Annotated in this window: 22 protein-coding genes; 11 read left to right on the forward strand and 11 right to left on the reverse strand. The window is 61.4% G+C overall.

The features are described from left to right. Positions 1-114: 114 nt before the first annotated feature. Positions 115-1,560 carry a D-alanyl-D-alanine carboxypeptidase/D-alanyl-D-alanine endopeptidase gene (gene dacB, locus EWV35_RS09915; protein WP_129661380.1) on the reverse strand — a complete coding sequence of 482 codons (1,446 nt, stop codon included), beginning with the start codon at positions 1,558-1,560 and terminating at the stop codon, positions 115-117. 212 nt (positions 1,561-1,772) lie between these two features. Here dacB and ppa point away from each other — a divergent pair, with 212 nt between their 5' ends. Continuing rightward, positions 1,773-2,246, forward strand: a complete 474-nt coding sequence (gene ppa, locus EWV35_RS09920) for an inorganic diphosphatase (RefSeq protein WP_129661383.1) — start codon at positions 1,773-1,775, stop codon at positions 2,244-2,246. Between the two features lie 104 nt (positions 2,247-2,350). Here the strand turns inward: ppa and EWV35_RS09925 are convergent, their stop codons facing one another. Continuing rightward, entirely contained in the window at positions 2,351-3,115 is a 765-nt protein-coding gene (locus tag EWV35_RS09925) for a FadR/GntR family transcriptional regulator (protein ID WP_129661887.1), read from the reverse strand. 181 nt (positions 3,116-3,296) lie between these two features. Here EWV35_RS09925 and eat point away from each other — a divergent pair, with 181 nt between their 5' ends. From eat to EWV35_RS09950, 5 genes are read left to right on the forward strand one after another with little or no spacing between them, the layout of a single operon-like run. Next, the gene (eat, locus tag EWV35_RS09930) at positions 3,297-4,718 is read left to right on the forward strand and encodes an ethanolamine permease (protein WP_129661386.1); all 1,422 of its coding nucleotides are present in this window, start codon (positions 3,297-3,299) and stop codon (positions 4,716-4,718) included. Between the two features lie 47 nt (positions 4,719-4,765). Continuing rightward, entirely contained in the window at positions 4,766-6,139 is a 1,374-nt protein-coding gene (locus EWV35_RS09935; protein ID WP_202976079.1) for a glutamine synthetase family protein, read from the forward strand. After that, positions 6,126-6,896, forward strand: a complete 771-nt coding sequence (locus EWV35_RS09940; RefSeq protein ID WP_202976080.1) for a gamma-glutamyl-gamma-aminobutyrate hydrolase family protein — start codon at positions 6,126-6,128, stop codon at positions 6,894-6,896. The genes EWV35_RS09935 and EWV35_RS09940 overlap by 14 nt, the downstream gene beginning before the upstream one ends. Next, complete coding sequence (locus EWV35_RS09945; RefSeq protein ID WP_129661389.1) at positions 6,893-8,251, forward strand: aldehyde dehydrogenase family protein; 1,359 nt, start codon at positions 6,893-6,895, stop codon at positions 8,249-8,251. Before EWV35_RS09940 ends, EWV35_RS09945 begins: the two co-directional genes overlap by 4 nt. Positions 8,252-8,280: 29 nt before the next feature. Then, positions 8,281-9,060 carry a 3-oxoacyl-ACP reductase gene (locus EWV35_RS09950; protein ID WP_129661392.1) on the forward strand — a complete coding sequence of 260 codons (780 nt, stop codon included), beginning with the start codon at positions 8,281-8,283 and terminating at the stop codon, positions 9,058-9,060. An 83-nt stretch (positions 9,061-9,143) separates the two neighbouring features. Here the strand turns inward: EWV35_RS09950 and EWV35_RS09955 are convergent, their stop codons facing one another. The 4 genes from EWV35_RS09955 to EWV35_RS09970 all read right to left on the reverse strand — a co-directional run bounded on the left by EWV35_RS09955 (position 9,144) and on the right by EWV35_RS09970 (position 12,890). Next, positions 9,144-10,373: a M20 family metallopeptidase gene (locus EWV35_RS09955; RefSeq protein WP_129661395.1), complete on the reverse strand. Its 1,230-nt coding sequence runs from the start codon at positions 10,371-10,373 to the stop codon at positions 9,144-9,146. A 60-nt stretch (positions 10,374-10,433) separates the two neighbouring features. Next, positions 10,434-10,967: an O-acetyl-ADP-ribose deacetylase gene (locus EWV35_RS09960; protein ID WP_129661398.1), complete on the reverse strand. Its 534-nt coding sequence runs from the start codon at positions 10,965-10,967 to the stop codon at positions 10,434-10,436. Between the two features lie 85 nt (positions 10,968-11,052). Beyond that, positions 11,053-12,069 carry a lipid II:glycine glycyltransferase FemX gene (locus tag EWV35_RS09965; RefSeq protein WP_165168507.1) on the reverse strand — a complete coding sequence of 339 codons (1,017 nt, stop codon included), beginning with the start codon at positions 12,067-12,069 and terminating at the stop codon, positions 11,053-11,055. Positions 12,070-12,233: 164 nt separating this feature from the next. Next, positions 12,234-12,890: a GntR family transcriptional regulator gene (locus EWV35_RS09970; RefSeq protein WP_193554102.1), complete on the reverse strand. Its 657-nt coding sequence runs from the start codon at positions 12,888-12,890 to the stop codon at positions 12,234-12,236. Between the two features lie 129 nt (positions 12,891-13,019). On the opposite strand from EWV35_RS09970, the gene EWV35_RS09975 reads away from it, so the two are divergent. After that, a complete protein-coding gene (locus EWV35_RS09975) occupies positions 13,020-14,447 on the forward strand; it encodes a purine-cytosine permease family protein (protein WP_129661404.1) in 1,428 nt (475 codons plus the stop codon). Continuing rightward, the gene (locus tag EWV35_RS09980) at positions 14,444-15,100 is read left to right on the forward strand and encodes a flavin reductase family protein (protein WP_129661407.1); all 657 of its coding nucleotides are present in this window, start codon (positions 14,444-14,446) and stop codon (positions 15,098-15,100) included. The genes EWV35_RS09975 and EWV35_RS09980 overlap by 4 nt, the downstream gene beginning before the upstream one ends. 15 nt (positions 15,101-15,115) lie before the next feature. On the opposite strand, the gene EWV35_RS09985 is transcribed toward EWV35_RS09980, so the two are convergent. The 4 genes from EWV35_RS09985 to EWV35_RS10000 all read right to left on the reverse strand — a co-directional run bounded on the left by EWV35_RS09985 (position 15,116) and on the right by EWV35_RS10000 (position 20,201). Beyond that, on the reverse strand, positions 15,116-16,588 hold the full coding sequence (locus EWV35_RS09985; RefSeq protein WP_129661410.1) for an amidohydrolase: 1,473 nt from the start codon (positions 16,586-16,588) through the stop codon (positions 15,116-15,118). A gap of 211 nt (positions 16,589-16,799) precedes the next feature. Beyond that, the gene (locus EWV35_RS09990) at positions 16,800-18,290 is read right to left on the reverse strand and encodes a PTS transporter subunit EIIC (RefSeq protein WP_129661413.1); all 1,491 of its coding nucleotides are present in this window, start codon (positions 18,288-18,290) and stop codon (positions 16,800-16,802) included. Positions 18,291-18,363: 73 nt separating this feature from the next. Then, complete coding sequence (murQ, locus tag EWV35_RS09995) at positions 18,364-19,275, reverse strand: N-acetylmuramic acid 6-phosphate etherase (RefSeq protein ID WP_129661416.1); 912 nt, start codon at positions 19,273-19,275, stop codon at positions 18,364-18,366. Beyond that, positions 19,272-20,201, reverse strand: coding sequence for a MurR/RpiR family transcriptional regulator (locus EWV35_RS10000; protein ID WP_129661419.1), 930 nt, complete (start codon positions 20,199-20,201; stop codon positions 19,272-19,274). The genes murQ and EWV35_RS10000 overlap by 4 nt, the downstream gene beginning before the upstream one ends. Positions 20,202-20,366: 165 nt before the next feature. Here EWV35_RS10000 and nrdI point away from each other — a divergent pair, with 165 nt between their 5' ends. The 3 genes from nrdI to nrdF are packed head-to-tail and all read left to right on the forward strand — an operon-like array spanning position 20,367 to position 24,072. After that, positions 20,367-20,858 (forward strand): class Ib ribonucleoside-diphosphate reductase assembly flavoprotein NrdI, encoded by a 492-nt coding sequence (nrdI, locus tag EWV35_RS10005; RefSeq protein ID WP_129661422.1) that lies wholly within the window; start codon positions 20,367-20,369, stop codon positions 20,856-20,858. Then, positions 20,855-23,014, forward strand: a complete 2,160-nt coding sequence (gene nrdE / locus EWV35_RS10010; protein ID WP_193554103.1) for a class 1b ribonucleoside-diphosphate reductase subunit alpha — start codon at positions 20,855-20,857, stop codon at positions 23,012-23,014. Before nrdI ends, nrdE begins: the two co-directional genes overlap by 4 nt. A gap of 32 nt (positions 23,015-23,046) precedes the next feature. Beyond that, entirely contained in the window at positions 23,047-24,072 is a 1,026-nt protein-coding gene (nrdF, locus tag EWV35_RS10015) for a class 1b ribonucleoside-diphosphate reductase subunit beta (RefSeq protein WP_129661425.1), read from the forward strand. On the opposite strand, the gene EWV35_RS10020 is transcribed toward nrdF, so the two are convergent. Next, the gene (locus tag EWV35_RS10020) at positions 24,069-25,400 is read right to left on the reverse strand and encodes a PTS transporter subunit EIIC (RefSeq protein WP_129661428.1); all 1,332 of its coding nucleotides are present in this window, start codon (positions 25,398-25,400) and stop codon (positions 24,069-24,071) included. The genes nrdF and EWV35_RS10020 overlap by 4 nt on opposite strands. Positions 25,401-25,435: the final 35 nt, after the last annotated feature.

Genomic DNA, 25,435 nt, shown 5'->3' on the forward strand with positions numbered 1-25,435 from the left:
CCACCATGCCACACGACTTTGAGCCCAACCTGAGCGGATCGGCCGATCCTGCCCAACCTCCTCGGGGACGGGGTGCGCGGTCGGACCGCCCGTCTTCGCATCCGGGTACGGAGCTCAGAGTTTGGTCAATGCAGCGACCGAAGCATCGAGGGCTGTCGTTGCGGCCTCGGAATTCGTCACGTCGTTGACGACGAATGAATAGGCCAAGAGACGGCCCTGCGACGTCGTGGTGTACCCCGTCAAGGAATTGACCTTGAGAAGTGTTCCCGTTTTCGCGCGAGCGCTGCCCTGAGCAGCCGATGCGTCATTGGCCTCGAAGCGACCCGCCAGGGTTCCGGTGCCGCCGGCGACGGGCAACGTTTCCGCCAGGTTTGAGGTTGCCGTCTCGGACTGGGTCGCGTGCGCGATGATCTGGGCCAGGGTTATGGGAGTCACGCGGTTGTCCGCGGACAGTCCGCAGGAGTCCTTCTGCGTCAGTCCATCCGTGGAGATCCCCGCGTCGGTCAGCGTCTGTTTGACGGTTTTGATGGCGCCCTCGATGGAGCCTTCATTGCCCGCGGCGATCGCCGCGTTACGGCCCAGCACCTCGGCAAGAACATTGTCCGAATTCTCCATCATGTATTTGGCCTGTTCGAGGACCGTTGCGGATTCGACCGATCCCAGCCGTTGGGAGTCACCGTGTTCGGCGGACCCTGACGAGTCCGAGCCCGGTGTAAAGCTGAGTCCTTGGCTCGCCCCGGCCTCGTTGAGGGCCTTGACGTAGCCGTTCAGGGCATCCGCCCCCGCATTCTGGGGGCGATGCGAAACATCCTCGCCGTCCGTGGGCCGTTGCGTGTGGTGGTCCCACAACGCGATCGGAGAAACGGAGGTTACGTAACCGGCGTCGACATCCGCAGAGTCCCATGCCGGGTTTGTCCCCTGCCCCGAATACATCGATGCATCCAGATTCACGGGGAGTTTTCCGCTGATGCCCTTGTCCTTGAGCTCCTGAATGGTCTGCGCCGCGAGCGTCTGAACGCCCGCGTGCCCCAACACGGAGTTCTCGTCGGAGTCCCCGCTCGAGAGCATCGTGTCGCCGCCGGCCACCAGGGTGACCGATTTCGAATCGTCGGCCAGGTAGGAATTCGTTTCATAGCGCGAATTCGGATCGGCGTGGCTGAGCAGCGCGAATTGCGTCAGCAGCTTGAGGTTCGACGCCGGAGTCACCGGACGCGTCGCATCATCCGAATACAGGACGTTCCCACTGGTCACGTCCACCACCTGGGAAGCCATCGTGCCGCCGCCGTCGAGCTTGCCGGACGCGGACCCCAACGGCCCCGCAAGGTCGGCGGGAGCCGGCTGGGCGGCATCGCCCGGAAGGTCCTTGACGGGATTATTGACCGACGAGGCCGAGGCCAGCGCATTGGGTTGGTCGGCTCCGGTCAAAGAATCCCATTGGCCCGCGGCCGTGGGCACGAGCCATGCTCCTATCCCGATGCAGCCGACGGCGACGATGCCCGATGCGATCCACCATCCGCGTGAGGTGTGCTGGTCGGATCGCTTCGGCTGACGCTTGCTCATCTGGACTCCTCGATTCGATGGTGGTTCGGTCTTCGGTCAGAAGCCGGACGACCGCCGTCGCCCAGGTGCTCCTTCACGAGTTTAGGCGCAATTCCGCCGATCTGGTTTTCCCAAATGGCGACGCGGGACGATAGATTGAGGGATAGAAAAGCCGAGAACTCGGCACCGTTGTCACGAATTCCACAACTATCCATCCTCTAGGAGAACCATTCATGGAACTTGATGTCACGATCGAGATCCCCCAGGGATCCCGCGTTAAGTACGAGATCGACCACGAGACCGGCCGCCTCCGCCTGGATCGAGTCCTCTTCACTTCGATGCAGTACCCCACCCACTACGGGTACTTCGAGAACACCCTCGGCGAAGACGGCGATCCGCTCGACGCCATGGTCGTGATGGATTACGACATCATTCCGGGCGTGATCGTCGAGGCTCGACCGATCGGTGTCTTCAATATGACGGACGAAGCCGGCGGAGACGCCAAGATCCTTTGCGTTCCGACCGACAAGCGCTTCGACAATATCCAGACCCTGGACGACGTCGAGGACTACAAGAAGGACGAGATCAAGCACTTCTTCGAGCGCTACAAGGATCTCGAATCCGGTAAGTGGGTCAAGGGCGAAGGCTGGGGCTCCAAGGAAGAAGCCGAGCGCCTTATCACCGAGGCCATCGAGCGGTCCAAGTAGCCCGAGTTCCGTTCCGACGCTAAGGCACGGAACGACTCATCGCTTTGTTTTCCGACGGGCGGCGTCGCGAACCACTGGTTCGCGACGCCGCCCGTTTTTCGTCTCTACCGGTCCAGGTGCAGGAATCCGCGCAACAACGACTCCGTGCCCTGCACGTGATTCCGAGCGACGGACTCGGCAAGTTCTGGCTCCCCCTCGAGTATCGCTTCGACCAGTTCGCGGTGCTGATCGTTCGAATGCCTGAGATTTGAAGCCAGCAGAGGAATTCTGTTCAGCAGATCATTGACCAGGGCACGCGACTCAATGACGCACTCGGTCAGTCGACGAGATCCCGTGGCTTCGGCTATGGCGATGTGAAGCCTCGAATCGAGCCGTCGGTAGTGTTCCGGCGGAGCTTCCATGACCGCCTGGGACGCCGCACGAAGATCTCGACGCTGCCGGGCCGTCAGGTCGGACTCCGCCGCCAGCCGGGCGACCCCTGTTTCGACAACCGATCGATACAACAGAATGTCGTTGGCTTGGCTGGGGTCGACCTCTACGGGAAGATCCGTCTCCGGTACCGCAGTTGTCACGAATGTTCCTCCGTAACGGCCCCTTCGGACTTCCAGGTAACCGTGCCCCTGGAGGTCGCGGAGGACGCTTCGAAGAGTCGACCGGGAAACGTGCATCTGTTCGGCCAGCTCCCGCTCGGAAGGCAGTTTTTCACCCGGTGGGATCGCCCCGACCTTGACCAGACGCACCAAGGCCTCGAAGGTCGCTTCCAGGGTATTCGCGGCCCGAACGGGACGAATCAACGAATGAGGGTCCCCGACCTTGCGCCGGCATCCAGTCGCTTCACCCGTCACCTGTCGACCGTCCTTCTCTCGCATCCCCACTCGTTTCATTCTAGTGACCTGGGCAAATATGGAGCGCCCAAAGGTGTGATTATGAATCCTTTACTTGGGACGATCGTGACTTTGATACAACCTCTTGACAGGTTTATGTGACTTACCTCATGATAGTGAGCCACGTTAAAGGTTGTGAATAATACCTTTGAGTGGAAGGGGCTCCATGACCGATCACGCACGGCACCAGTCCGATTACCTCAGGAAGAGACAGCTCAACAGGGGTGCGGCCGGATGGATTCTGCTGGCCGGACTGGGCGTCGCCTACGTCGTTTCCGGAGACTTCTCCGGGTGGAATCTAGGTCTCGCACAAGGTGGGTGGGGAGGCCTGCTCATCGCGTTCGTCCTCATGGGACTCATGTACACCTGCATGGTCCTGGGTCTTGCCGAGCTCTCCTCGACGCTACCGACGGCCGGGGCCGGATACGGATTCGCGCGACGGGCTCTGGGCCCGCTCGGAGGGTTCGCAACCGGGATGGCCATCCTGATCGAATACGCGGTCGCACCGGCAGCGATTGCGACCTTCATCGGCGGATACATTGAGTCGCTGGACCTCTTCGGAATCACGAATTCCTGGCCCCTGTACCTCGTGTTCTATCTCGTCTTCATCGGAATTCACTGTGTAGGGGTCGGCGAGGCCCTCAAGGTCATGTTCGTCATCACCGCGATTGCCGTAGCGGCTCTGGTCGCCTTCGTCTGCGGCATGCTCCCCCACTTCGACCCCTCGAATCTGGTGGACTTCGACCCTGTCTCCGCGGCAGGGGCCACTTCGTTCCTTCCCTTCGGGTTCGCCGGAGCCCTCGCGGCCCTCGTGTACGGGATCTGGTTCTTCCTCGCCGTCGAAGGGGTGCCGCTCGCAGCGGAGGAAACGGCCAATCCTCAACGCGATATGCCGAGAGGAATCGTCACGGCCATCCTGATTCTGCTCTGCTCAGGGCTGGCCGTCCTGGTCTTGGCGCCGGGAGGTGCAGGTGCGGTTGCCATGAGCACGTCGGAGAGTCCGTTGCCGGATGCCCTTCGTGCCGTGTACGGGCGGGACAGCTGGCTGGCCCAGGCCGTCAATTACGCCGGATTGGCAGGTCTGGTCGCGAGTTTCTTCTCCATCATCTTCGCGTACTCGCGGCAACTCTTCGCTTTGTCCCGAGCCGGGTACCTGCCCCGCTGGTTGTCCCTCACGACCAGACGAAACACCCCGGCTCTGGCCCTCGTGGTCCCCGGGACCATCGGATTCATCCTTGCCGCCACCGTCCGGGACGGCGGCCTGCTGATCAACATTGCCGTCTTCGGCGCAACTGTTTCCTATGTGCTACTTAATCTCTCCCACGTCATCCTGCGCGTGCGGGAACCAGGTTTGAAGCGCGGTTATTACACCCCGGGTGGGATCGTGACGACCTCGATCTCCTTGGTTCTGGCTGTTGTCGCCGTGATCGCCACTTTCGTGGTCGACGTCGCCGCCGCGTCCTACACCCTCGGAGTCTTTGTACTTTCACTGGCCTACTTCTGGTTCTACAGCCGCCACAGAGTTGTCACCAGTGCACCGGAAGAAGAATTCGCTTCGATAGCCGAAGCCGAATCACGCCTCAAATGAACGCCTAGGAGACCGACCCAGTTTCGGCTCCGGAGAAAGGATCACTCATGCCGGATTCAGGGAAATTGCCCGGAATGCTCGACCTCGATGAGCTCGAGGCGCTGGTAGACAAGGGGGAAATCGACACCGTCATCGTCGGCATCACCGACGCTATGGGCAGACTCCAAGGGAAGAGATGCGGCGCCCGATTCTTCCTTGACGACGTCGCCCGTCACGGGGTCGAAGGATGCAACTACCTTCTGGCGGTGGACGTGGACAACAACACCGTGGACGGATACTCGTGCTCGTCATGGGAAAACGGCTATGGCGATCTGGTCATGAAGCCGGACTTCGCGACGCTGCGGAGACTCCCATGGCTGCCGGGTTCGGCCCTGGTTCTGTGCGATATCCACTCGACGGACGGACGGCCGATTCCCGTCTCGCCGAGGCAATTGCTGAAGCAGCAGATCGACCGGCTGGAATCCTTGGGGTATCGGGCAAATGCGGCGACTGAACTCGAGTTCATCATGTTCGAGACAGATTACGAGGACGCCCATATGCGCCACTACGCGGATCTCGAACCGTCCACGCAACACAATGTGGATTATTCCTTGTTGGCCACGTCGCGTCTCGAACCGGTGATCCGGGATATCCGGGTCGGAATGGAACATGCCGGGATGGCCGTCGAAGCCTCCAAGGGAGAATGCAACTTCGGCCAACAGGAAATCACTTTCCGGTACCGGGACGCCCTCACGGCCTGCGACAATCACAGCATTTACAAGGCCGGGGCCAAGGAGATCGCTGCACAGCACGGTAGATCGATCACGTTCATGGCCAAGTACAACGAGCGCGAAGGCAATTCCTGTCACGTGCACTTCAGTCTCACGGACTTGGATGGGAACCCGGTCTCGACCGGAGACAGCGAATACGGGTTCAGCCCAGTGTTCCAACAGATGATTGCCGGGCAGATCGCATGCTTATCCGATTTCTCCCTCTTCTTCGCCCCCAACATCAATTCCTACAAGCGCTTCCGAGAAGGCAGTTTTGCGCCGACCGCTATCGCGTGGGGCAAGGACAACCGCAGTTGTGCCCTCCGAGTCGTGGGCGAGAACGGTTCACTGCGGGTCGAGAACCGGGTCGGCGGAGGCGACGTCAACCCATACCTGATCGTTGCCGCGATCATCGCAGCGACCTGCCACGGGATCGAAAAGGCTCTCCCGATTCCGCCGATCACCACCGGTAGCGCCTACGTGACCGAAGCCGACAGAGTTCCCGGTTCCCTGGCTCAGGCGCGGGACTCGTTCGCCAAAAGCACGGTTGCCCGCGAGCTGTTCGGCGACCAGGTCGTCGACCACTACGCTCACGCTGCCGACATAGAACTGCAAGCGTTCGGACGAGCCGTGACCGATTGGGAAAGGGAGAGAGGCTTTGAGCGACTCTGACAACACGCCCGTCATCGGGGTCACCACGTACTACCAGGACGCACAGTGGGGAGACTGGAGCGGTGAGGCCGCTATTCTCCCGGGCAATTATCTGAACGCTCTGGTCGATGCCGGAAGCAGCCCCGTTCTTCTTCCGCCGAGAGGGACAAACCCCGAATTTCTCAGACTTCTGGACGGCCTGATGATCATCGGAGGACCCGACGTCGATCCGAACAGTTACGGTCAGGACCCTCACCCGGCCACCGTCTCGGATGCTGACCGGGACGCTCACGAATTCGCGTTGCTCGAAGCCGCCGAAGCGGCCGGTATTCCCCTCCTGTGCGTTTGCCGCGGAGCCCAGATCCTGAACATTGCGCACGGAGGAACCCTGCATCAGCACTTGCCGGAAGTGCTTCCGGACGGGGAACGGTACCGCGCGGCACCGGCAGTCTTCACGGACACAGAAATCACTGTGGACCCGGGCACCCTCGCATACGGGATCCTGGGAGGTTCGTGCGTCGTCTCCTCGTATCACCACCAGGGCATCGATGCCGTCGGTAGGGACCTGAAAGTCACGGCGCGCTCGGCCGACGGACTGCCCCAGATCCTGGAGAGCGCCGGGGATGCTTGGCTCGTGGCCACCCAGTACCACCCGGAAGAAAAGCGTTTGGACGATGCCCGCCTCTTCTCCGCCTTCGTCAACGCCTGCCGCGAGCACGGTTCCGCACGAAAGGCCTCAGATTCACCCAAACCATGGCACAAGGAGGACACGAGATGACGGTTCACGAAATCATCAATCCCACGAATGAGATGAGGATCGAAGATGTTGAGCTCTTCGACCGGACGCGGACGGATGAGGCCATCGACCGGGCTGCCCTGGCTTTCGAGACCTGGAAGCATGTCGCCCCCGCGGAGAGGGCCGATATCCTGCGCCGGTTCGCGCAGTCTTTGGATGCCGCGCAAGAGGACCTGGCGCAAATGGAGGTCGCGAATGCAGGCCACGTCATCGGCAACGCCCGGTGGGAAGCCGGAAACGTGCGCGATGTCATCCAGTACTACTCGGCCGCACCTGAGCGTCTCCTCGGAGATCAGATCCCCGTCGGCGGTGGAATCAACGTCACGTTCCACGAGCCGCTCGGCGTCGTGGGAGTAATTGTTCCGTGGAACTTTCCGATGCCCATCGCGGGATGGGCCATCGGTCCGGCCCTGGCCGCGGGCAACACCGTGGTTCTCAAACCGGCCGAGCTCACCCCACTGACCGCCCTGCGCATAGGAAGAATAGCTCAGGAATCCGGCATCCCGGATGGGGTGCTCCAGGTCCTACCGGGCAAGGGCTCCGTGGTGGGAGAACGCTTCGTAACGCATCCGGCCGTCCGCAAAATCGTCTTCACAGGCTCCACCGCAGTCGGTCAACGAATCATGGCCGGCTGCGCCCCGCAGTCCAAGCGGGTCACTTTGGAGATGGGCGGCAAAAACTCGAATATCGTCTTCGCCGACGCGGACGTACGCGCAGCCGCACTCGCCGCACCCGGCGGTGCATTCGACAATGCGGGTCAGGACTGCTGCGCACGATCGAGGATCCTGGTGCAGGATTCCGTGTTCGACGAGTTCCTGGAACATCTGGAGCCTGCGGTCAAGAATTTCGTCGTCGGCGATCCCCTGGACGAGAGCTCGGATATGGGCCCTCTGATCTCGGCGGGACATCGTGATTCGGTCCTGGAATACGTTGATCAAGGAAACGTCGCTTTCACGGGTTCGGCACCCGCGGGTCCCGGCTTCTGGGTTCCGCCGACTGTTCTGATCGCCGATTCCGAAACCGAGAAATGTTTCACGGAGGAAATCTTCGGGCCTGTCGTCTCGGTCTTCAGGTTCCAGGACGAAGCCGAGGCTCTCCGCATCGCCAACAACACCGAATACGGGCTCTCCGGTTCCATTTGGACCAGGGATCTCGGGCGGGCGCTGCGCGTGAGCCGAGGCGTCCAGTCAGGCAACCTCTCGGTCAATTCCCACAGTTCCGTGCGGTACTCCACCCCATTCGGTGGCTTCAAGCAGTCCGGGTTCGGCCGAGAACTCGGGCCCCACGCGGTCGAGGCCTTCACCGAAGTCAAGAACGTCTATTTTTCCGACAACTAACCACCTCACCCCGATTACAGGAGGAAACCATGACTGACGTCAAAGCACACCGACTCGACGGAAAGAGCGCGGTCATCACGGGAGGAGCTTCCGGCATCGGCCTCGCCACGGCCCGGCGCCTCGCGGCCGAAGGGGCGCGCGTGGTCATCGCCGACGTATCCGAGGAACAAGGACGGGCGGCGGCCAGCGAAGTCGGCGGCCTCTTCGTGAAGACCGACGTGACAGACGCCGAGAGCGTCAGGGGCCTCTTCCAACGAACCAAGGATGAGTACGGTTCGGTGGATGTTGCGTTCAACAACGCCGGAATCTCACCGAATGATGACGCGTCGATCACCGAAACCGGTATCGACGCGTGGAAACGGGTCCAGGACGTCAACCTGACGAGCGTCTTCCACTGCTGCAAGTACGCTCTGGAGCATATGAGGGCCCAACGCAGCGGGTCCATTATCAATACGGCCTCATTCGTTGCCGTGATGGGCGCAGCGACCTCGCAGATCTCATATTCCGCTTCCAAGGGCGGTGTTCTTGCCATGAGTCGCGAACTCGGCGTCGAATTTGCACGCGAGGGAATCAGAGTCAACGCCCTGTGCCCCGGACCGGTCAACACACCATTGCTCAAAGAACTATTTGCCAAGGACCCCGAACAAGCACAGCGGCGCCTCATCCACGTTCCAATGGGCCGGTTCGGGGAACCGGAAGAGATGGCAGCCGCGGTGGCATTTCTGGCCTCGGATGATTCCTCATTCATCACCGCCAACACCTTCCTGGTCGACGGCGGCCTCTCCGGCGCGTACGTCACCCCGGAGTAAACCCTGCGCGGCCGGCGAGTTGGCAAGACGCATTCCTCCCCGACCCGTAATCGTGCGGATTTGCCAACTCGCGGCGTCAGGTTCTATGCGGTCAAATACTCCAACGCCGCGAGCACTTGGGCTCGCGTTCCGGTCTCGATGGTCGGGTGAATCACCGGGTAAAAGAAAGGCGAATGGTTCGCCGGGATGTCTTCCTGCAACCTGCCGTTCTTCACCGCGTCGGCGTATTTCTTCTCATCCGCACCTCCGAAGAACCAGTAACAATACGGCACCCCGAAAGCGTCAGGGAGTTCGCTGAAGTCCTCGGAAGCCGTCGCGGGGGATCCTTCCTGAAGAACGCCGTCGTCGAATCCGGAGCTGAACGCTTGGCTGACACGGTCGGTCACATCGGCGTCGTTCTCCGTAAGCGGGAACTGGTCGTAGTACTCGAATTCCGGGTCCTCGGGCGAGCCAGCGGCCGCGCACTCACCACGAACAATTCGCTCGATCGATGCGATCACACGGTTGCGCACATCATGGTCGTAGGTGCGAATGTTCAAGCGCAACTCGGCTCGATCCGGAATCACGTTCGCTTGTGTGCCAGAGTTGAAGGCACCCACGGTCACCACGGCGAACTCGCCCGGTTCGACCTCACGGGAGACGATCGACTGCAAGCGCAGCACGATGCTCGCGGCGAGTACGACAGGATCTACCGACAGATGCGGCATCGAACCATGCGAACCGCGTCCGTGCACGGTGATGTGAATGGAGTCCGCCATGGAAAGCATGGGACCCGCGTGGGTATAGACGTGGCCGGCAGGCTTGGGCATCACGTGCTGCCCCAGGACGACCTCGGGGTGCGGGACCTTGTCCACAAGCCCGTCGTCGATCATGGCGCTCGCGCCCTTGGCATTCTCCTCAGAAGGTTGGAATAATGCGACGTAGGTGCCCGACCATGCCTCCTTGTTCCGAACCAGGATCCGCAGCGCGCCCAGAAGCGTGGCCATGTGCATATCGTGTCCGCAGGCGTGCATCACCCCATCGTTCTGCGAGGCGTAATCCAGACCAGTCCTTTCGCTCACGGGAAGTGCATCGATATCGGCACGCGCCATGATGATCGGACCATCCCCGTTCTCGACCACCGCAACTACTCCGGTATCGCCGATGACTTTCGGCTCGAGCGCCAAATTGCGCAGCTCTTCTTGTAGCCGTTCCGAGGTCCGGTGTTCTTTCAGGCCCAATTCCGGATTGCGGTGGAGGTCCTTGTACAGATCCTCTTGCCAATTCAGCTGCTCGGACAGCCCGGTGAAAATATCGCTGACGTTCTTTCCCATGGGTATCCCTCTCAACTCGAGTACGCTCCGACCACTGTCAACCGGAGCGGGCGGTTGGGCTCACTCGGCCAAAGCCGCTCGGTACCCATCTTCCGCCTTGTGGCCGAACGGAACCAGGACGACGGTGCGAATCGTGTCTCCGACTTGGTCCTCCATCGCACGGATGGCCTCCACGGCGATGCGCGTCGCGTCGTCCATCGGCCAACCGTAGACGCCAGCGGAAATGGTGGGGAACGCGACGGACGCCGCACCGATTTCCGCGGCGATCTGCAACGCGCTGCGGTAGCACGACGCGAGAATCGGAGCCTTTTCCGCGTACTTCTCTGCGGTCTTGGCATAGGTGGGTCCCACGGTGTGAATGACCCACTGCGCAGGCAAATCACCGGCGGTCGTGGCTACTGCCCGACCCGCCGGAAGCCCGTCAGGGAAGTCCGTCTCCCGGATTTTTTTGCACTCCTCCAGGATCGCAGGCCCGCCCGCACGGTGAATCGCCCCGTCCACGCCACCACCGCCCATCAGCGATGAATTGGCTGCGTTGACGATCGCGTCGACCTCGACTTCGGTGATGTCTCCCGGACGTATCTCTATATCCATGTGCCCAGCCTAAAGCCCGGACCCGGAACACGGACCGATAATTTTCGATGAGAACGCGGGATCCGCACGAGGAAATGGCAATCGTCTAATCGTGAGCGAGCATCATCTCTCGAGCATTTCGTGCCAGACCTCGGCCCGCACGGACGGTGCGGTACGCCGCATAGCGAGCCGTCGACACGGCCAGATCCCATGTGCCCGCGAGTTCGACGTCGTCGCCACCGAATGACCTCTTGAATCGCGTGAATCCTGCCCAAGGGTGCGTCGGCGAATCCGTGGGCGCAATACCGAACAGATCGGCGACGGAGCTGCCGCGCTCGGCGGCGTCCAGGATGGCCTGGGCGATCATCGGCTGATTCGGGCGCATACTGCGATATTCGGGTCGCATTCCCGCGTGGGCGAAAATCCTCGTGCTCGGGGAATCGTAGACGAACGCAGATGCGACGACCCGCCCTCCGTGGAATGTCATGTAGACCCTTCCCGCATCTGCAGGCATCAGGGTGCGGGCCACCGCCCGCAGATAGTCGGCGTCGTGCGCAACGAACCCCTTGCGCTCAGCGCTTGCGTGGTTCAGTGCGATGAGTTCTTCCACGGCCTCCGGGTCCTGGCTCGACTCAATGCTCAAGCCCTTGTCCCGATGCCGACGCCACAGGTTCCGATTGGTTCCCGTCATGCCAGCCAGGATCCTTTCCGGATCCTTCGTGAGATCGATCCAGCGGGTACGACGCGGCTGAATGTCTCTGGGCGCCTCGTGGGCACCGAGTTCCAGAAGTTCGGAACGGACTCGGGGCGCGCTCATGGGCCGAGTACCGTCAGCGACGACGGGTTCAACCCTCAACCAGCCAACGCCCTCGTGACGCGCGGCATCCCGAAGGGCCTTGACCGCGGTCTCGAGGGATTCGACGTCCTCGACGACCGGGCCGTACGGGACATACCAAATACGCCCCAGGACGTTGTTCTCCTCGACGACCAGCGCCGACCATCCCGGACCGCCCAACCGATGAGTTTTGTGGCCCAGCGCTGTTTGGGTCCGTGCCCACAATCGTCCCTGAAGCACTGTTTGTGGGCCAGCAATCTCTTTCGCGTGAGCGGTCGGTACTGACATGGGCGAATCTGTGTATTGAAGCGGTGACATCGGCGTCGTCCCTCTCCGGTTCTGGGTGATCAACGTGGATCAGCACAGACGCCGGAAAACGCCGCCTTAGCTGATTGTCTCTACCCGGTATTCGGAGCCGAAGAGGCGTTCGGATTCATCATCGTGCCGGTTTTTCAGCCGGAAACTATTCGCTGTGCGAAGTGGACAAGGTATTCGTTCAGTTGCCGTGCCGCTTGCTCACCGCCGGTAAGATCCTGTTCTGTGATGGCGGTGAGCATATCGCGGTGCAGCTTGGCTCCTGTGCGCACTTCGGAATCGTCGACGACGTGGGCGGTCCAGAATCGACGCGAGAGGTTCTGCAGCGGGACCATCGCATCCTGCAGATAATCGTTGTGACTTGCCTTGAGAATCAGACCGTGTGTCTGCCGGACGGTTTCCGAGTAGGTATCGAGAGTGAATTCCTCCGTTTTCAAGCGCTCGGCCAATTGCCCCATGTCATCACGTTCCTCGATCGAAGAACGTTCACAAGCCAACTGAACCGCCAGAGGATCCAGAACCCGCCGCATCTCGAGGATGCGCAGCTCCGCTTCGACGCTGACCTGGGGCACCAGAATGCCTCGGCTCGGATGGATCTCAACCATGCGTTCACGCGCGAGTCGATGAACGGCTTCCCGCACCGGTGTGCGACCCAGCCCGGTCCATTCCATGAAATCGGCCTCGGAAACGAACGTGAGCGGTTCGATCTCCCCATGGATGATCATGTGCTCAATGCTCGTGTAAGCCATGTCGGTGAGGGTGGTGCGGGACCGCGTCCGAGTGGGACGGTTCATGGTCATCCTCTCTGAGAGTCAGTATTGAAATTTTTGCATACCCCTGGCATATACAGCCAATATATCGGTAGAGTATCGCAGATAAGAGTGTCAGCAGTCACACTGACAACAGGATTCAAGGAGATACTCATGGCCACTCCAACAGCGGGGCCCAAAACCATGGAGCTGCGATCCATTGACTGGATCCCTCCCAAGGAGCGGCACGGCTCCCCCGTGTCGCTTTTCTTCCTCTGGTTCGCTGCCAACAGCTCAATCACGGCTTTGGTCACCGGCGGCCTCTTCGTCCTGTTGGGAAATTCCGCCCTGTGGTCGATTCCCGCCATCATCATCGGCAACCTGATCGGCGGTTTCATTACCGCACTGCACTCCGCCCAGGGACCGCAACTGGGCGTTCCGCAAATGATCCAGAGCCGCGCACAATTCGGTTATTACGGCGCGATCTTGCCGTTGGTCCTGGCTCTCATCATTTACATCGGTTTCTACGCAACGGGGTTGGTGCTCGGAGGGCAAGCTCTGGCGACGCTTCTTCACGTCAGCGTGAGATTCGGTGCGGTCATCTTCGCCGTGTTCTCCACGGTTCTCGCGATCGCCGGATACAAGTGGATCCACAAGTTCTCTCACGCCGCATCGGTTCTGAGCGGGATCGTGTTCGTCCTTCTGCTGATCATCATTCTGGGCGGTCCCATGAGGAGCGACATCACCGCAAATACGAGCTTCGCGCTGGCACCGTTCATCCTGGGCATCTCGTTGTCCGCATCGTGGCAACTGACTTTCGGCCCGTACATTGCCGATTACAGCCGGTATCTGCCGGAGTCGACGTCGCAGAAATCGACCATCGGGTGGACCTTTGCCGGGAGTTTCGTCGGAGCGACCCTGGCGATGACGGTCGGCGCCTTTGCCGCCCAGATCGGGGGCGATGCCTTCAGCGAGCACCAGGTCGGTTTCCTCTCGGGGCTCGCCGGGTCATTCTTCTGGCTCGTCCTGCTAGCCGTCGTCGTTGGCAAGCTCACCGGAAATACGTTGAGTTCTTACGGTGGCTTCATGTCGCTGGCAACCATCGTGACCGCTGTCGCCCGCCACGAGGTCATCAAACCCCGCGCCCGCTCGATCTACGTGCTGATCATTTCGCTCTTCGCGGTCGTGATTGCGTTGCTGGCCTCGGACAACTTCGTCGCAGTATTCACCGACTTCCTCATGTTCCTCCTGTACTTCATGACACCGTGGTCCGCCATCAACCTGGTCGACTACTACCTGGTCCGTCATAAGAAGTACGACGTCGACGCCCTGTTCCAGCGCAATGGGCCCTATGGAACCATCAACAAGGGGGCGTTCGTCGCGTACTTCGCGGCCGTTTTGGTTCAGATCCCCTTCATGAACAGTTCCCTCTACGTCGGCCCGGTCGCGAATCTTTTCGGCGGTGCTGAAATAGCGTGGCTGATCGGCCTCGTCGTCGCCGGCGGCCTGTACCTTCTGATCGCCCGGATCAAAGGCGTAGGTCGTGAGCCCGCGTCCTCAGATGACGTCTCTTCTCCTCACTATGAAAGGTATGCACAGTGAAATACGATCCCAACGAGACGGAACGCCCGCTCGCCCACTCCCCCTTCAAAGCGCTCACGGTTCCCCGCCCGATCGGTTGGCTTTCGAGCATCAGCGAAGACGGCGTCGAGAACATTGCGCCCTACAGCCAGTGGCAGAACCTGACTTTCGATCCGCCGATGGTCATGTTCGCGGCCAACCAGTACCCGGATGGGCGGCGCAAGGACACCGTGATCAACGCGGAGAAGACCGGCTGGTTCGTATGGAACATGGCCACATGGGATCTGAGGGACGCCGTCAACACGAGCGCGATGGCTCTGGAGGCGCACGAGAACGAATTCGACCGCCTCGACGTCACCAAGGTCACGGCCGATCTTTCTTCAACACCCATGGTTGCCGAGAGTCCATTCCACTACGAGTGCAAGTACCTGACGACCCACCGCCTGCCGGGTCGGTCCAATGTTGGGAGCATCGATGTGGTCTACGCGACGGTCGAACGGATCCACCTTGACGAGCAGTATCTGACCGACGACGGGCGCGTCGACATCACGGCCGCTCGCCCGATCGCGCGCATGGGGTACTTCGACTACACCGTGGTCACCGAGACCTTCGAAATGCGAGTGCCCGGTGCCGACGCAAACGCCCAGGCAGGGCTCGGCGGCAACCCGCAGTGATTTGACGGCGGCCGGCTAGAAATCCCAATGGGTCGGCCGGCCGTCGACAAACGTCGCGGCAACGCGCATACCGGACAGATTACGGGCGGCCTCTTCGGGTCCCGCCCCGCCGAACGGATCCGAATCGAGCAACAGTACATCGCCCCGGTCCCCTGAACGGACGCGATCGACACCATCGGTCGAGGCCGCGAGGGCTTCACGCGGGGAAAGGGCTTCCTGCTGATTCCACGGGGGACGCCCGTCTCCGGACCGGTACACTGCTGCGGCCATGGCGAGCCAGGGATCCAAGGCGGCGACGGGCGCATCCGAGCCCAACGCAAGACGGACCCCTCGGTCGAGCATCGCACGAAACGCAAAACTGCGATCGGCCCGATCGGCCCACAGCCGATCCATCGCATCGCGGTCGTCGAGGAGGTGAGCCGGCTGAACGCTGGCGGTGATGCCCAGGCTCGACATCCGGTCGAGATCCTCCCACCGCACGACCTGTGCATGTTCGATCGACCCCCGGCTCCGCGTGGCCCGAAAAGCATCCAATGCGTGGGAGACCGCCGCATCACCGAGCGCGTGAAGAGCTACGTCGAGTCCGCCGGATCGAGCGATACCGAGCAACCTCACCAATTCCTGCGGATCCACATTCTGCACCCCTCGTGGATGAGTCATCTCGTCCGCTCGGAGGTATGGTTCGCAACAATGGGCCGTGCGGGTACCGAGGGAACCGTCCGAGATGATTTTGAGAGGCCCCATGCGGACCATTCCGCGCTCGTCGAGGGCATCTCCACTGGCCAGCCCCCGCTCTAGGACGGTGTGAACGAGGTCCGGGTAAACACCAGTGCGCACGCGCAGTTTCGGATCCGCGGTCTGGGACCGACGAACCCACACATCATGGTTCGCGGCGAATTCGAGGTCCACGATACCGACGACGCCTTTGGCCGCCGCCGCCTGCATCGCGTCGCGCACCGCGGATTCGGGGTCCGGGGCCCAGGGCTCCAATCTGCCGAATAGGGGAAACCAATCGTCCTCGTCGAAGGGCGTGTCCCTGGGTGGTGCTCCCATAAGAGTCATAGCCGCCGAGTTGAGCCAGCCGTTGTGCATGTCTCCGCTCACCAGAGCCACGGGACGCGAACCGGTGACCGCGTCGAGCTCCGCCACGGTTGCCTGGCGCGACCATTCCGAAGCGCGGTACCCGAAACCGAAGAACATCCCATGCCCGCTGTCATCGGCCAAGGCGTCGCCCACCAAACGCGTGACAGCCTCCGGCGACTTCGTTCCCGCGAGGTCGAGCCGGGACCGAGCCTGTGCCCACTGGTCAAAATGAACGTGCGCATCCCACAGACCCGGGACGAGCCAGCGGCCTTCGGCGTCGAGGACCTCGTCGCCGATGTTGGGCGAGATCTGGGAATCCAGATCGATTCGCCCGTCGGTGATGCGGGCATCGAGGACCTCGCGTGTGAAGGCCTCCCGCACATTGCGGAGGAGAAACGAACTCATGTCTCCCTTCTACCTCAGGCGAACGCTCGCTGTTGTGCACGTTTCCTATAACGCCGGAATGTGACGTCCCCGCTGGGGACACGCCCCCTCGAGAGCAAAGGCAAGGGGATGCCTTCAGAGGTCTTGCCGCCTCCTAGCGTGCACTGTACGGTACGCGCCCCCCGGCCCAGGCCGCACATTGGCTCAGACCGGATCGGCTGAGGCCGGACAACTACCCCTTGTCTTCGTCCGCCATGCGGGCGATCAGGTCCTTGGGCACTCCGAGGAAATACGTCAGGAGAAAGCCTGCTACGTAGGAAATCAGCAGCCCGACGGCATAGATCGCGAGCGCGGCACCGATACCGTGATTGCCCGCCGCCAGAGGGAAGAGCGCCCACCCGCTCGGCCCGATGGCGGTGGATCCGGTTGCATAGCCGAGCTGGTTGAACAGCCCCACGAATCCGCCTCCGAAAGCTCCACCAAGGCATGCGGTGATGAAGGGGCGACCCATCGGCAGGGTAACGCCGTAAATCAGCGGCTCGCCCACCCCGAGGATGCCCGCAGGGAGGGCGGACTTGATGGTATTTCTCAAGGCACGATTGCGGATACGCAGGTAAATCGCTGCGGTCGCCCCGACTTGTCCGCCACCTGCCATCGCGAGGATCGGCAGGAGGATCGTGTACCCGGCCTGGGAGATGAGAGTTGTGTGAATCGGTATCAGAGCCTGGTGCAGACCCAGCATCACAAGGGGCAGGAAAAGTCCGGCCAAAACGAACCCGGCGACTCCTCCACCGACCCCCAAAAGCCACGTCGCACCGGTTCCGATGCCGGTCGAGATCCAGCCTGCCAGGGTCATGAGCGGGAAGAGCGTCAACGCTCCCGCGATCAGAACCGTGACCGTCGGGACGATCAACATGGCCAGTGATTCCGGGGCCCACTTGCGTGTCCAACGCTCGATGTACGCGGCGAGGATTGCCGCAAACAGGGCGCCGATCACGCCACCCTGGCCCGGCTCGAGGGATGTGCCGAAAACGGAGATTTCGGAGACCCCCGCAAACGGAATGATCGCTGCGACCGCCCCGCCGAGCACCGGGGTGCCGCCGAACTCCTTGGCCGCGTTCATGCCCACGAACACGGCAATCAAGGTCATGAACCCGCTCGATATCGCTGTCAGGACGGGCACGGCCCCAGCGGCCCACGGCCACGCCCCATTCGCGACGAAGTTTTGCAGAACGCCGCTGATGCCGGCCACGATGCCGCACGCGATCAAGGCGGGAATCAATGGAAGGAAGATATTGGCGATTCGACCCAGGAAGCCGCGGATCGGGGATTTTCCGCGTTCGGACTGCGAGCGTTTCATCTGCGCGCCGAGAGCCTGGAGATCGTTCGGGGACGCCGGCTCGGTGACGTCCGGATTCTCCGCGCTTCCCGCCGCCACGGATCTGCCGCCGCGCGAGCCCTGAGTTACTTTCTCTTCCTGCAGGCGCTTGTCGATGTCCCGGGCGACCGTGTCCACGACCCCAGGGCCGAGCACGACCTGCATGGTCGATCCGGGCACGACACCCAATACTCCCTCGACGCCGCGCAAAGCCTCGACGTCGACGGCGGACTCGTTGTTGACGGGGATTCTCAAACGAGTAATGCAGTTTTCTACCCCGCCGATATTGGAAGCACCGCCGAGACCGGCGATCACTTCCTGCGATATTTTCTCTTGGTCAGGCATTGTCGACTCCTTTGTGCGTTGCCTTCATGACGTCGTGCGGGCAATTCCCCCGCTGCCCTACTGGTCTCCCGCGTCAGCTGTGAGACCGGACCAGCCGCCCCAGAGCTGCTCGGAGGACCCCTGCGTCACGATCCAATTCCTCGCGTGCACGTGCGGCATCGACCCCGGCAAGGATCATGAGAATCGCTACTTTTGCGCTTCCATCCGCCGCCTCGACAGCGGCTTCGACCTCGGAGTCCTCGGCGTCGGTCACCGTCTGAACGATCCGACGGACTCTCTCCTTCAACTTGGAATTGGTCGATTGGACGTCCACCATGAGATTCCCGTACGTCTTACCCAGTCGGACCATGCTCATCGTCGAGATCATGTTGAGCACGAGTTTCTGGGCGGTCCCGGCCTTCAATCTGGTCGAGCCCGCTACGAGTTCCGGCCCCACAATCACCTCGATCGCGTGCCCGGCAACCGACGCGAGCAGGGACCCCCGATTGCATACGACGCCGCCCGTCGTCGCGCCCCGCTTTGCGGCCTCCTCGACGGCACCGACCGCATAGGGCGTCGCCCCGGATGCCGAGACCCCGACGACGGTGTCCGAGGGACCGATGTCCAAAGCGACGATGGCCTGCCCGCCCGCGGCCGAGTCATCCTCGGCGCCCTCCACCGCGGAAACAATGGCCCGCTCTCCACCGGCGATGAGGCCGACGACTTCCCCGGTCGCGGTATTGAACGTCGGCGGACACTCGGACGCGTCGAGGACACCGAGCCGTCCCGCGGTTCCCGCGCCGGCGTACACCAAGCGGCCCCCCGATCGGAGACCAGGGACTGCCGCGTCCACGAGTCGGGCAATGTCCGCGCTGCGTTGCCCCACGGCGAGCGGAACCGTCGAATCGGCCCGATTCATGAGCCTTGCCAAGGCTTCGGTCGGCATGCGGTCGATCTCCGAGAACTGTTCGTCGATCGCTTCGGTGGTGGGAATGTCAGGTGTCATGAGCTCCGGTTCTCCTGCGGTGTCGTGCCGTTCGGGCGGGGTGAACGTTTGAAGGCCAGGGCCTCGTGGGAACGCGCGATGGCCGTCCTCGCTTCTTCCTCACGGGCCTGGAAAACCATGGTGAACAGCGCATCGACCACGAAAAGCTGTCCCGAGCGAGAGGTCATTGCCCCGAGGCGAATCCCGGATTCGCGGGAAGCAACGCTGACCAGGACGTGGTCGGCACTCCCCAAAGGTGCACGCGGTTGCGTCGTGATCCCGACCGTTCGGGCACCGGCTTGAGCCGCCAGTCCAAGCGGATCGACGACGTCGCGGGTACGGCCCGAAGCGGATACCCCGATGAAAACGTCCTCGGAAGTCAGCAGCACGGCAAAGGTCAGCGCATCGTGCGCCTCGGTCGCGGCATGAACCGACAGACCTATTCGGCCGAGCTTGGCGGCAAGATCTTGAGCGACCAGACCGGATGCGCCGATTCCGACGACGAGCACTCGCCGAGCGTTCGCCACAGCATCCGCCACGGTCCGTACCGAGTCGGCATCAAGTGCCCGCTCGGTCTGCGATATTGCTTCCCGCTCACCTGCAGCCAGCTTCGTCACGATCTCACCCGGGGCATCCTCGGCTGAGATCCCCACCGGATACGACCGCTGGTCCGAGGCGGCGCCCTGAGCCCGACCGACAGAGGTGGCGAGGAGGGTACGCATTTCCCTGTAGCCGGCGCATCCGATGGATCGAGCCAAGCGGATGACCGAAGCATCGCTGGTTCGGCTGTTCCGGGCGAGCTCCCCGAGCGTCATCGGGACCGTGCGGGCGGGATCGTCCAGGATGAACTTCGCGACTTTGGCCGGGCCGGGGCTCAAGGTGTCCGCGAGCGCTCGTAGCGAGCCGAGGACATCAGGAGGCGACTCCCTGCCGGAGTTTTCCTTCACTTTTTCCTTCACATCGTGAAGTTTTCCTTCAATTGTGACTCATGTCAATAACTACGCCATGGCGTAGTTTTAAGTTCGCCTTAATGATATTCCTATATGTGCCCCCTTCACATCGTCAGCAGCACAACATATTGTGCTCGGCGCGGATCCCACAGAAAGGAAGACATGGAAGAGCACTCGGCCGCCCGATCCCGGCCGCCTATCCGATTCCGCACCCTCGCCCCGCACGAGTCCCCGAGCCTCGTCTATTTTTCGAGCGCTTCGGAGAACACCCGGCGCCTCGTGGACCGTCTCCGATTCGACGCCCTCAGAATCCCCCTGCGCCCGCGCCTCGACGGGATGATCCGCGTCAGTCGGCCATACGTCCTGATCGTGCCGAGCTATGGCGGAGGAGAAGCAAAACAGGCCGTTCCCCGACAAGTCATCACCTTCCTGAACGACCCACAGAACAGGAGCTTGATTCGAGGGGTCATCGCCTCAGGAAATACCAATTTCGGTGAGCACTTCTGCATCGCGGGCCCCGTGATTTCGAAGAAGTGCGGGGTCCCGGAGCTCTACAGATTCGAGCTCTTGGGCCACTCCCGCGACGTCGAGACCATCAATCACGGGCTCGACGAGTTTTGGCACGCTTTGGAACACGACAAGGAATCCGCATGACATCTCCCACCACGACATCACCCGGCGAAAAAGAAGGCATCGGCACGCGCAAGGACTATCACACCCTCAACGCTCAACTGAATCTGTTCGATGAATCCGGACGAATCCAATTCGATCGCGACAAGCAAGCAATCGGCGCCTATGTACGGCAATGGGTCAAGCCTCGTACGCGACGATTCGACAGCGTGGCCCAACGTCTCGAATGGCTTGTGGACAACGACTACTACGAAGCGGATTTTCTCCAGGCCTACGACCCTGAGTTTCTTTTCACGGTTCACCAACGAGCCGCTGAGGCGGGGCACCGCTTCGGGTCCTTCCTCGGCGCATTCAAGTTCTACACCTCCTACGCCATGAAGACCTTCGACGGGCGGGAGTACCTCGAGGACTTCTCGGAGCGCGTGGTGGCCACGGCCTTGTATCTCGCTCGGGGCGACAAAAAGCTGGCGGTGCATCTCGTCGACGAGATGATGTCAGGTCGCTATCAACCCGCGACCCCCACTTTTCTGAATGCGGGCAAGAAGCAAAGGGGTGAGCTCATTTCCTGCTTTCTGCTGCGTGTGGAAGACAATATGGAGTCGATCGGCCGGTCGGTGAATTCCGCACTCCAGCTGTCGAAACGCGGCGGCGGCGTCGCACTGATGCTCACGAATCTTCGCCAGACCGGTGCCCCTATCAAGAAGATCCAGAACCAAGCCTCTGGAGTGGTTCCGGTCATGAAAATTCTGGAGGATTCCTTCTCCTACGCGAACCAGCTGGGCGCCAGGCAGGGTGCCGGGGCCGTGTATCTGCACGCACACCATCCGGATATCCTTCGTTTCCTCGACACCAAACGGGAGAATGCGGACGAGAAAGTGCGCATCAAGACCCTCTCGCTCGGCGTCGTCATCCCCGACGTCACGTTCCGGCTCGCCAAGGAAGACCGGGACATGCTCCTCTTCAGTCCGTACGACGTAGAACGGGAATACGGAAAACCGATGTCGGATCTGTCGATTACCGCGCTCTACGATGAGCTGGCCACAAACCCGCGGATCCACAAGGACTCAGTCCGGGCCCGCGACTTCTTCACGACGATCGCGGAGCTTCAATTCGAGTCGGGGTATCCGTACGTACTCTTCGACGACACCGTCAATCGGGATCATGCGCATCCCGGACGCATTGGGATGTCCAACCTCTGCAGCGAGATCCTTCAGGCCAACACCCCCTCGACGATGGATTCCGATCTCAGCTACGAGTCCGTCGGCCGGGATATGTCGTGCAATCTGGGCTCGCTCAACATCGCCGCAGCCATGGCCTCCCCACATTTCGGCCGCACCGTCGAGACCGCAGTCCGAGCGCTGACCAGCGTCTCAGACCAGTGCAACGTCGACTCCGTACCTTCAGTGGCCCGCGGCAACAGGGCCACCCACGCGATCGGGCTCGGGCAAATGAACTTGCACGGTTACTTGGCGTCCCAGAACATCCCCTACGGGAGCGCCGAGGCCATCGATTTCACGGATGCATATTTTCGGCTCGTGACGTTCCACGCGATCCGTGCCTCTCATCTGCTCGCGGTCGAACGCGACGAGACTTTCGAAGGATTCGCCAGTTCGGACTATGCGAACGGGGTTCGCTTCGAACGCTACGTCTCGACGGACGGCACCCCCGCCACCGATCGTGTCCGCACGCTGTTCGCCGAAGCGGGCGTGCACCTGCCCAGCCGCGAGGACTGGATCGTCCTGAGGGCGGCCGTGATGAGGGACGGCATGTACAACGCCTACCTTCAGGCGATTCCTCCGACGGGATCGATCAGTTACATCAATCATTCGACCGCTTCATTGCACCCGGTCACCTCGCGGATCGAGATCAGAAAAGAAGGAAAGCTAGGGCGCGTGTACTATCCGGCACCGCACATGAGTCAGGAGAATATCGGACTCTTCGAGGATGCCTACGAGGTGGGGTACGAGAAAATCATCGACACCTACGCCGCCGCGACCAAACACGTGGATCAAGGTCTTTCGCTGACGCTGTTCTTCAAGGACGACGCGACCACGCGAGACATCAACCGTGCCCAGATCTACGCCTGGAAAGCGGGAATCAAGACCCTCTACTACATCCGGCTCCGCCAGGCCGCCTTGGAGGGCACGGAGGTCCAGAACTGCGTCTCCTGCGCCCTTTGACCCCATCCGCCCCACGTACCAAGGAAACCACTATGTCCCACGCAACCTCGAACCTTCCGATCACCGATATTTCCGTGACCCCGCCGTCCTTTCGCCACGACCCGACTCTGCGCCTGCGTCCCGTCAATTGGAATCAGGTACAGGACGAGAAAGACCTCGAAGTCTGGAACCGATTGACCTCTAATTTCTGGCTCCCCGAGAAGGTACCGCTGTCCAATGACCTTCCGGCTTGGCAGCGACTGACCGATGAGGAACAAACATTGACCATGCGAGTGTTCACCGGGTTGACCATGCTCGACACGGTTCAGGCAACGGTCGGGGAGATCAGCCAGATCCAGGATGCTCGCACCGAGCACGAGGAAGCCGTCTACACGAATATCGCGTTCATGCAGTCCGTGCACGCCAGATCCTATTCGAGCGTTTTCTCCACGCTCTCCAACTCTCGCGATATCGAACAGTCGTATCGGTGGGCAGTCTCCAACGATCTCCTACAGGAACGTGCCAAGAAGGTCTTGGTGCACTATTACGGCGACGATCCGTTGCGGCGGAAGGTCGCATCGACCTTGTTGTCTTCACTCTTGCTCTACGCGGGTTTCTACCTCCCGCTTCACTTCTCGGTGCACGCGACCTTGACCAATACCGCGGACATGATCCGACTGATCCTTCGGGACAAGGCCGTGCACGGTTACTACTCGGGCTACAAATTCCAGCGGGGTCTCCAAGCCTGCTCGATCGAGCGCCAGGAAGAAGTCAAAGAATTCACCGTCAAGTTGATGGAAGAGCTGTACGAGCTGGAGCTGCACTATTCGGGAGAACTGTACGAACCGCTGGGGCTCATGGATGACGTCGCCGTTTTCGTCCGCTACAACGCCAACAAAGCACTGATGAACTTGGGCTGTCCCGCGTACTTCTCCGCGGAAGAGACCGCCGTGAATCCGGAAATCCTGGCGGCCCTCGCTCCGGGCGCCGACGAGAACCACGATTTCTTCAGCGGTTCGGGCTCCTCCTACGTGATGGGCAAGGCAGTGGAGACGGACGATACCGACTGGGATTTCTAGTCCTCAGTCTCTCGACGGGGTTTCTCGCCATCGGCGGAGTCGTCCTGCTCGGTAGCCGATGACGAGGCCTCCTCGAGGTCTCCGTCCGCGACCGCCGCGGCCTCGTCGGGGTCTTCCTCGCGCCCCGGGGTCCGCAGATTCCATTTACGGATCACGAATCGGAAAAGGAAGTAGTAAATCAATCCGTAACCCACCCCTATAGGTATCAGCCAGATCGAATTCTGAGATATGCCGAAGTTGAGCACGTAGTCGATGGTTCCGGCAGAGAAACCGAAACCGGAGTGAATCCCCAAGGCGTTGGTCAGGGCCATCGAGGTCCCCATGAGGACCGCGTGGATCAGATACAGCGGCCATGCGATGAACATGAAGGAAAACTCAAGGGGCTCAGTGATCCCGGTCAGGAACGACGTCAGACCAGTGGACAGCATGATGCCGCCGACGATCTTCTTCTGCCCTGGTTTGGCCTCATGCCATATGGCCAGCGCAGCCGCGGGAAGACCGAACATCATGATCGGGAAGAAGCCCGTCATGAACACTCCCGCGCTGGGATCGCCCGCGAAGAACCGCGTCAGATCGCCGTGGGCGCCGTTGTAGTCCCCGAGGATGAACCAGACGATGGAATTGAGAATGTGGTGGAGGCCGAAAGGAATCAGCAGCCGATTCAGTACGCCGTACACACCGGCACCGGCCACAGGGTTTCCTCCGACCGCTGTGCCGATCGCGGACAGCCCCTTGTCGAAGAGCGGGTAGATCAAGGCCAGGATCACGCCGAGCACCAGGGCAGCCAAGGACGTCAGGATCGGCACGAGACGTCTCCCACCGAAGAATCCGAGCCAATCAGGCAGTTTCGTCCGGTGAAAACGTTGCCACAACATGGCGGACGTCAATCCGATCACGATCCCGCCCAGGACGCCGTAGTCGATCGCTGGGTCCTCCCCTGCGGCCGAGGTCGCGTCGCTACTGAGGACGACCGGTGACATCACCTTGAACACGTTGGTCATCACGAGGTAGCCGACAACGGCCGCGAGGGCCGTCGAGCCATCGCCCTTTTTGGCGAAGCCGAAGGAAATGCCGACCGCGAAGAGCAACGGCAGTCCGTCGAACAGAGCCGTACCGGCGGCGCCGATCACCTGGGCCGCGGTGGAGATCGAGGAGAAACGGCCGAGAAGGTCGTCTTGCCCGAGTCGTTGAAGGATCGCGGCTGCGGGCAGGGCCGCGATCGGAAGCATCAGGCTCCTCCCGAAGCGCTGAAGGACTTTCATGGATTTGCCGTCGCCCTTTTTGCGGGAAGACCCGGCGGCCGTCATGGGGACGTCTGACGAAGACATGGGGACCTCGATTCTCGCGTCGGCGAGAGTAGCGT

It is taken from the genome of Rothia uropygialis (assembly GCF_004137765.1).
In the GTDB taxonomy this organism is placed as follows: Bacteria; Actinomycetota; Actinomycetes; order Actinomycetales; family Micrococcaceae; genus Rothia.

What these genes read in the sequence shown, in the direction of transcription:
- nrdI (WP_129661422.1), top strand. Translation starts at nt 20,367, where the DNA reads ATGGAAGAGCACTCGGCCGCCCGATCCCGGCCGCCTATCCGATTCCGC.
- EWV35_RS09945 (WP_129661389.1), top strand. Translation starts at nt 6,893, where the DNA reads ATGACGGTTCACGAAATCATCAATCCCACGAATGAGATGAGGATCGAA.
- EWV35_RS09950 (WP_129661392.1), top strand. Translation starts at nt 8,281, where the DNA reads ATGACTGACGTCAAAGCACACCGACTCGACGGAAAGAGCGCGGTCATC.
- nrdF (WP_129661425.1), top strand. Translation starts at nt 23,047, where the DNA reads ATGTCCCACGCAACCTCGAACCTTCCGATCACCGATATTTCCGTGACC.
- EWV35_RS09935 (WP_202976079.1), top strand. Translation starts at nt 4,766, where the DNA reads ATGCCGGATTCAGGGAAATTGCCCGGAATGCTCGACCTCGATGAGCTC.
- EWV35_RS09975 (WP_129661404.1), top strand. Translation starts at nt 13,020, where the DNA reads ATGGCCACTCCAACAGCGGGGCCCAAAACCATGGAGCTGCGATCCATT.
- EWV35_RS09990 (WP_129661413.1), bottom strand. Translation starts at nt 18,290, where the DNA reads ATGCCTGACCAAGAGAAAATATCGCAGGAAGTGATCGCCGGTCTCGGC.
- ppa (WP_129661383.1), top strand. Translation starts at nt 1,773, where the DNA reads ATGGAACTTGATGTCACGATCGAGATCCCCCAGGGATCCCGCGTTAAG.
- dacB (WP_129661380.1), bottom strand. Translation starts at nt 1,560, where the DNA reads ATGAGCAAGCGTCAGCCGAAGCGATCCGACCAGCACACCTCACGCGGA.
- EWV35_RS09985 (WP_129661410.1), bottom strand. Translation starts at nt 16,588, where the DNA reads ATGAGTTCGTTTCTCCTCCGCAATGTGCGGGAGGCCTTCACACGCGAG.
- EWV35_RS09960 (WP_129661398.1), bottom strand. Translation starts at nt 10,967, where the DNA reads ATGGATATAGAGATACGTCCGGGAGACATCACCGAAGTCGAGGTCGAC.
- EWV35_RS09925 (WP_129661887.1), bottom strand. Translation starts at nt 3,115, where the DNA reads ATGCGAGAGAAGGACGGTCGACAGGTGACGGGTGAAGCGACTGGATGC.
- EWV35_RS09970 (WP_193554102.1), bottom strand. Translation starts at nt 12,890, where the DNA reads ATGAACCGTCCCACTCGGACGCGGTCCCGCACCACCCTCACCGACATG.
- EWV35_RS10020 (WP_129661428.1), bottom strand. Translation starts at nt 25,400, where the DNA reads ATGTCTTCGTCAGACGTCCCCATGACGGCCGCCGGGTCTTCCCGCAAA.
- eat (WP_129661386.1), top strand. Translation starts at nt 3,297, where the DNA reads ATGACCGATCACGCACGGCACCAGTCCGATTACCTCAGGAAGAGACAG.
- EWV35_RS09965 (WP_165168507.1), bottom strand. Translation starts at nt 12,069, where the DNA reads ATGTCAGTACCGACCGCTCACGCGAAAGAGATTGCTGGCCCACAAACA.
- murQ (WP_129661416.1), bottom strand. Translation starts at nt 19,275, where the DNA reads ATGACACCTGACATTCCCACCACCGAAGCGATCGACGAACAGTTCTCG.
- EWV35_RS09955 (WP_129661395.1), bottom strand. Translation starts at nt 10,373, where the DNA reads ATGGGAAAGAACGTCAGCGATATTTTCACCGGGCTGTCCGAGCAGCTG.
- nrdE (WP_193554103.1), top strand. Translation starts at nt 20,855, where the DNA reads ATGACATCTCCCACCACGACATCACCCGGCGAAAAAGAAGGCATCGGC.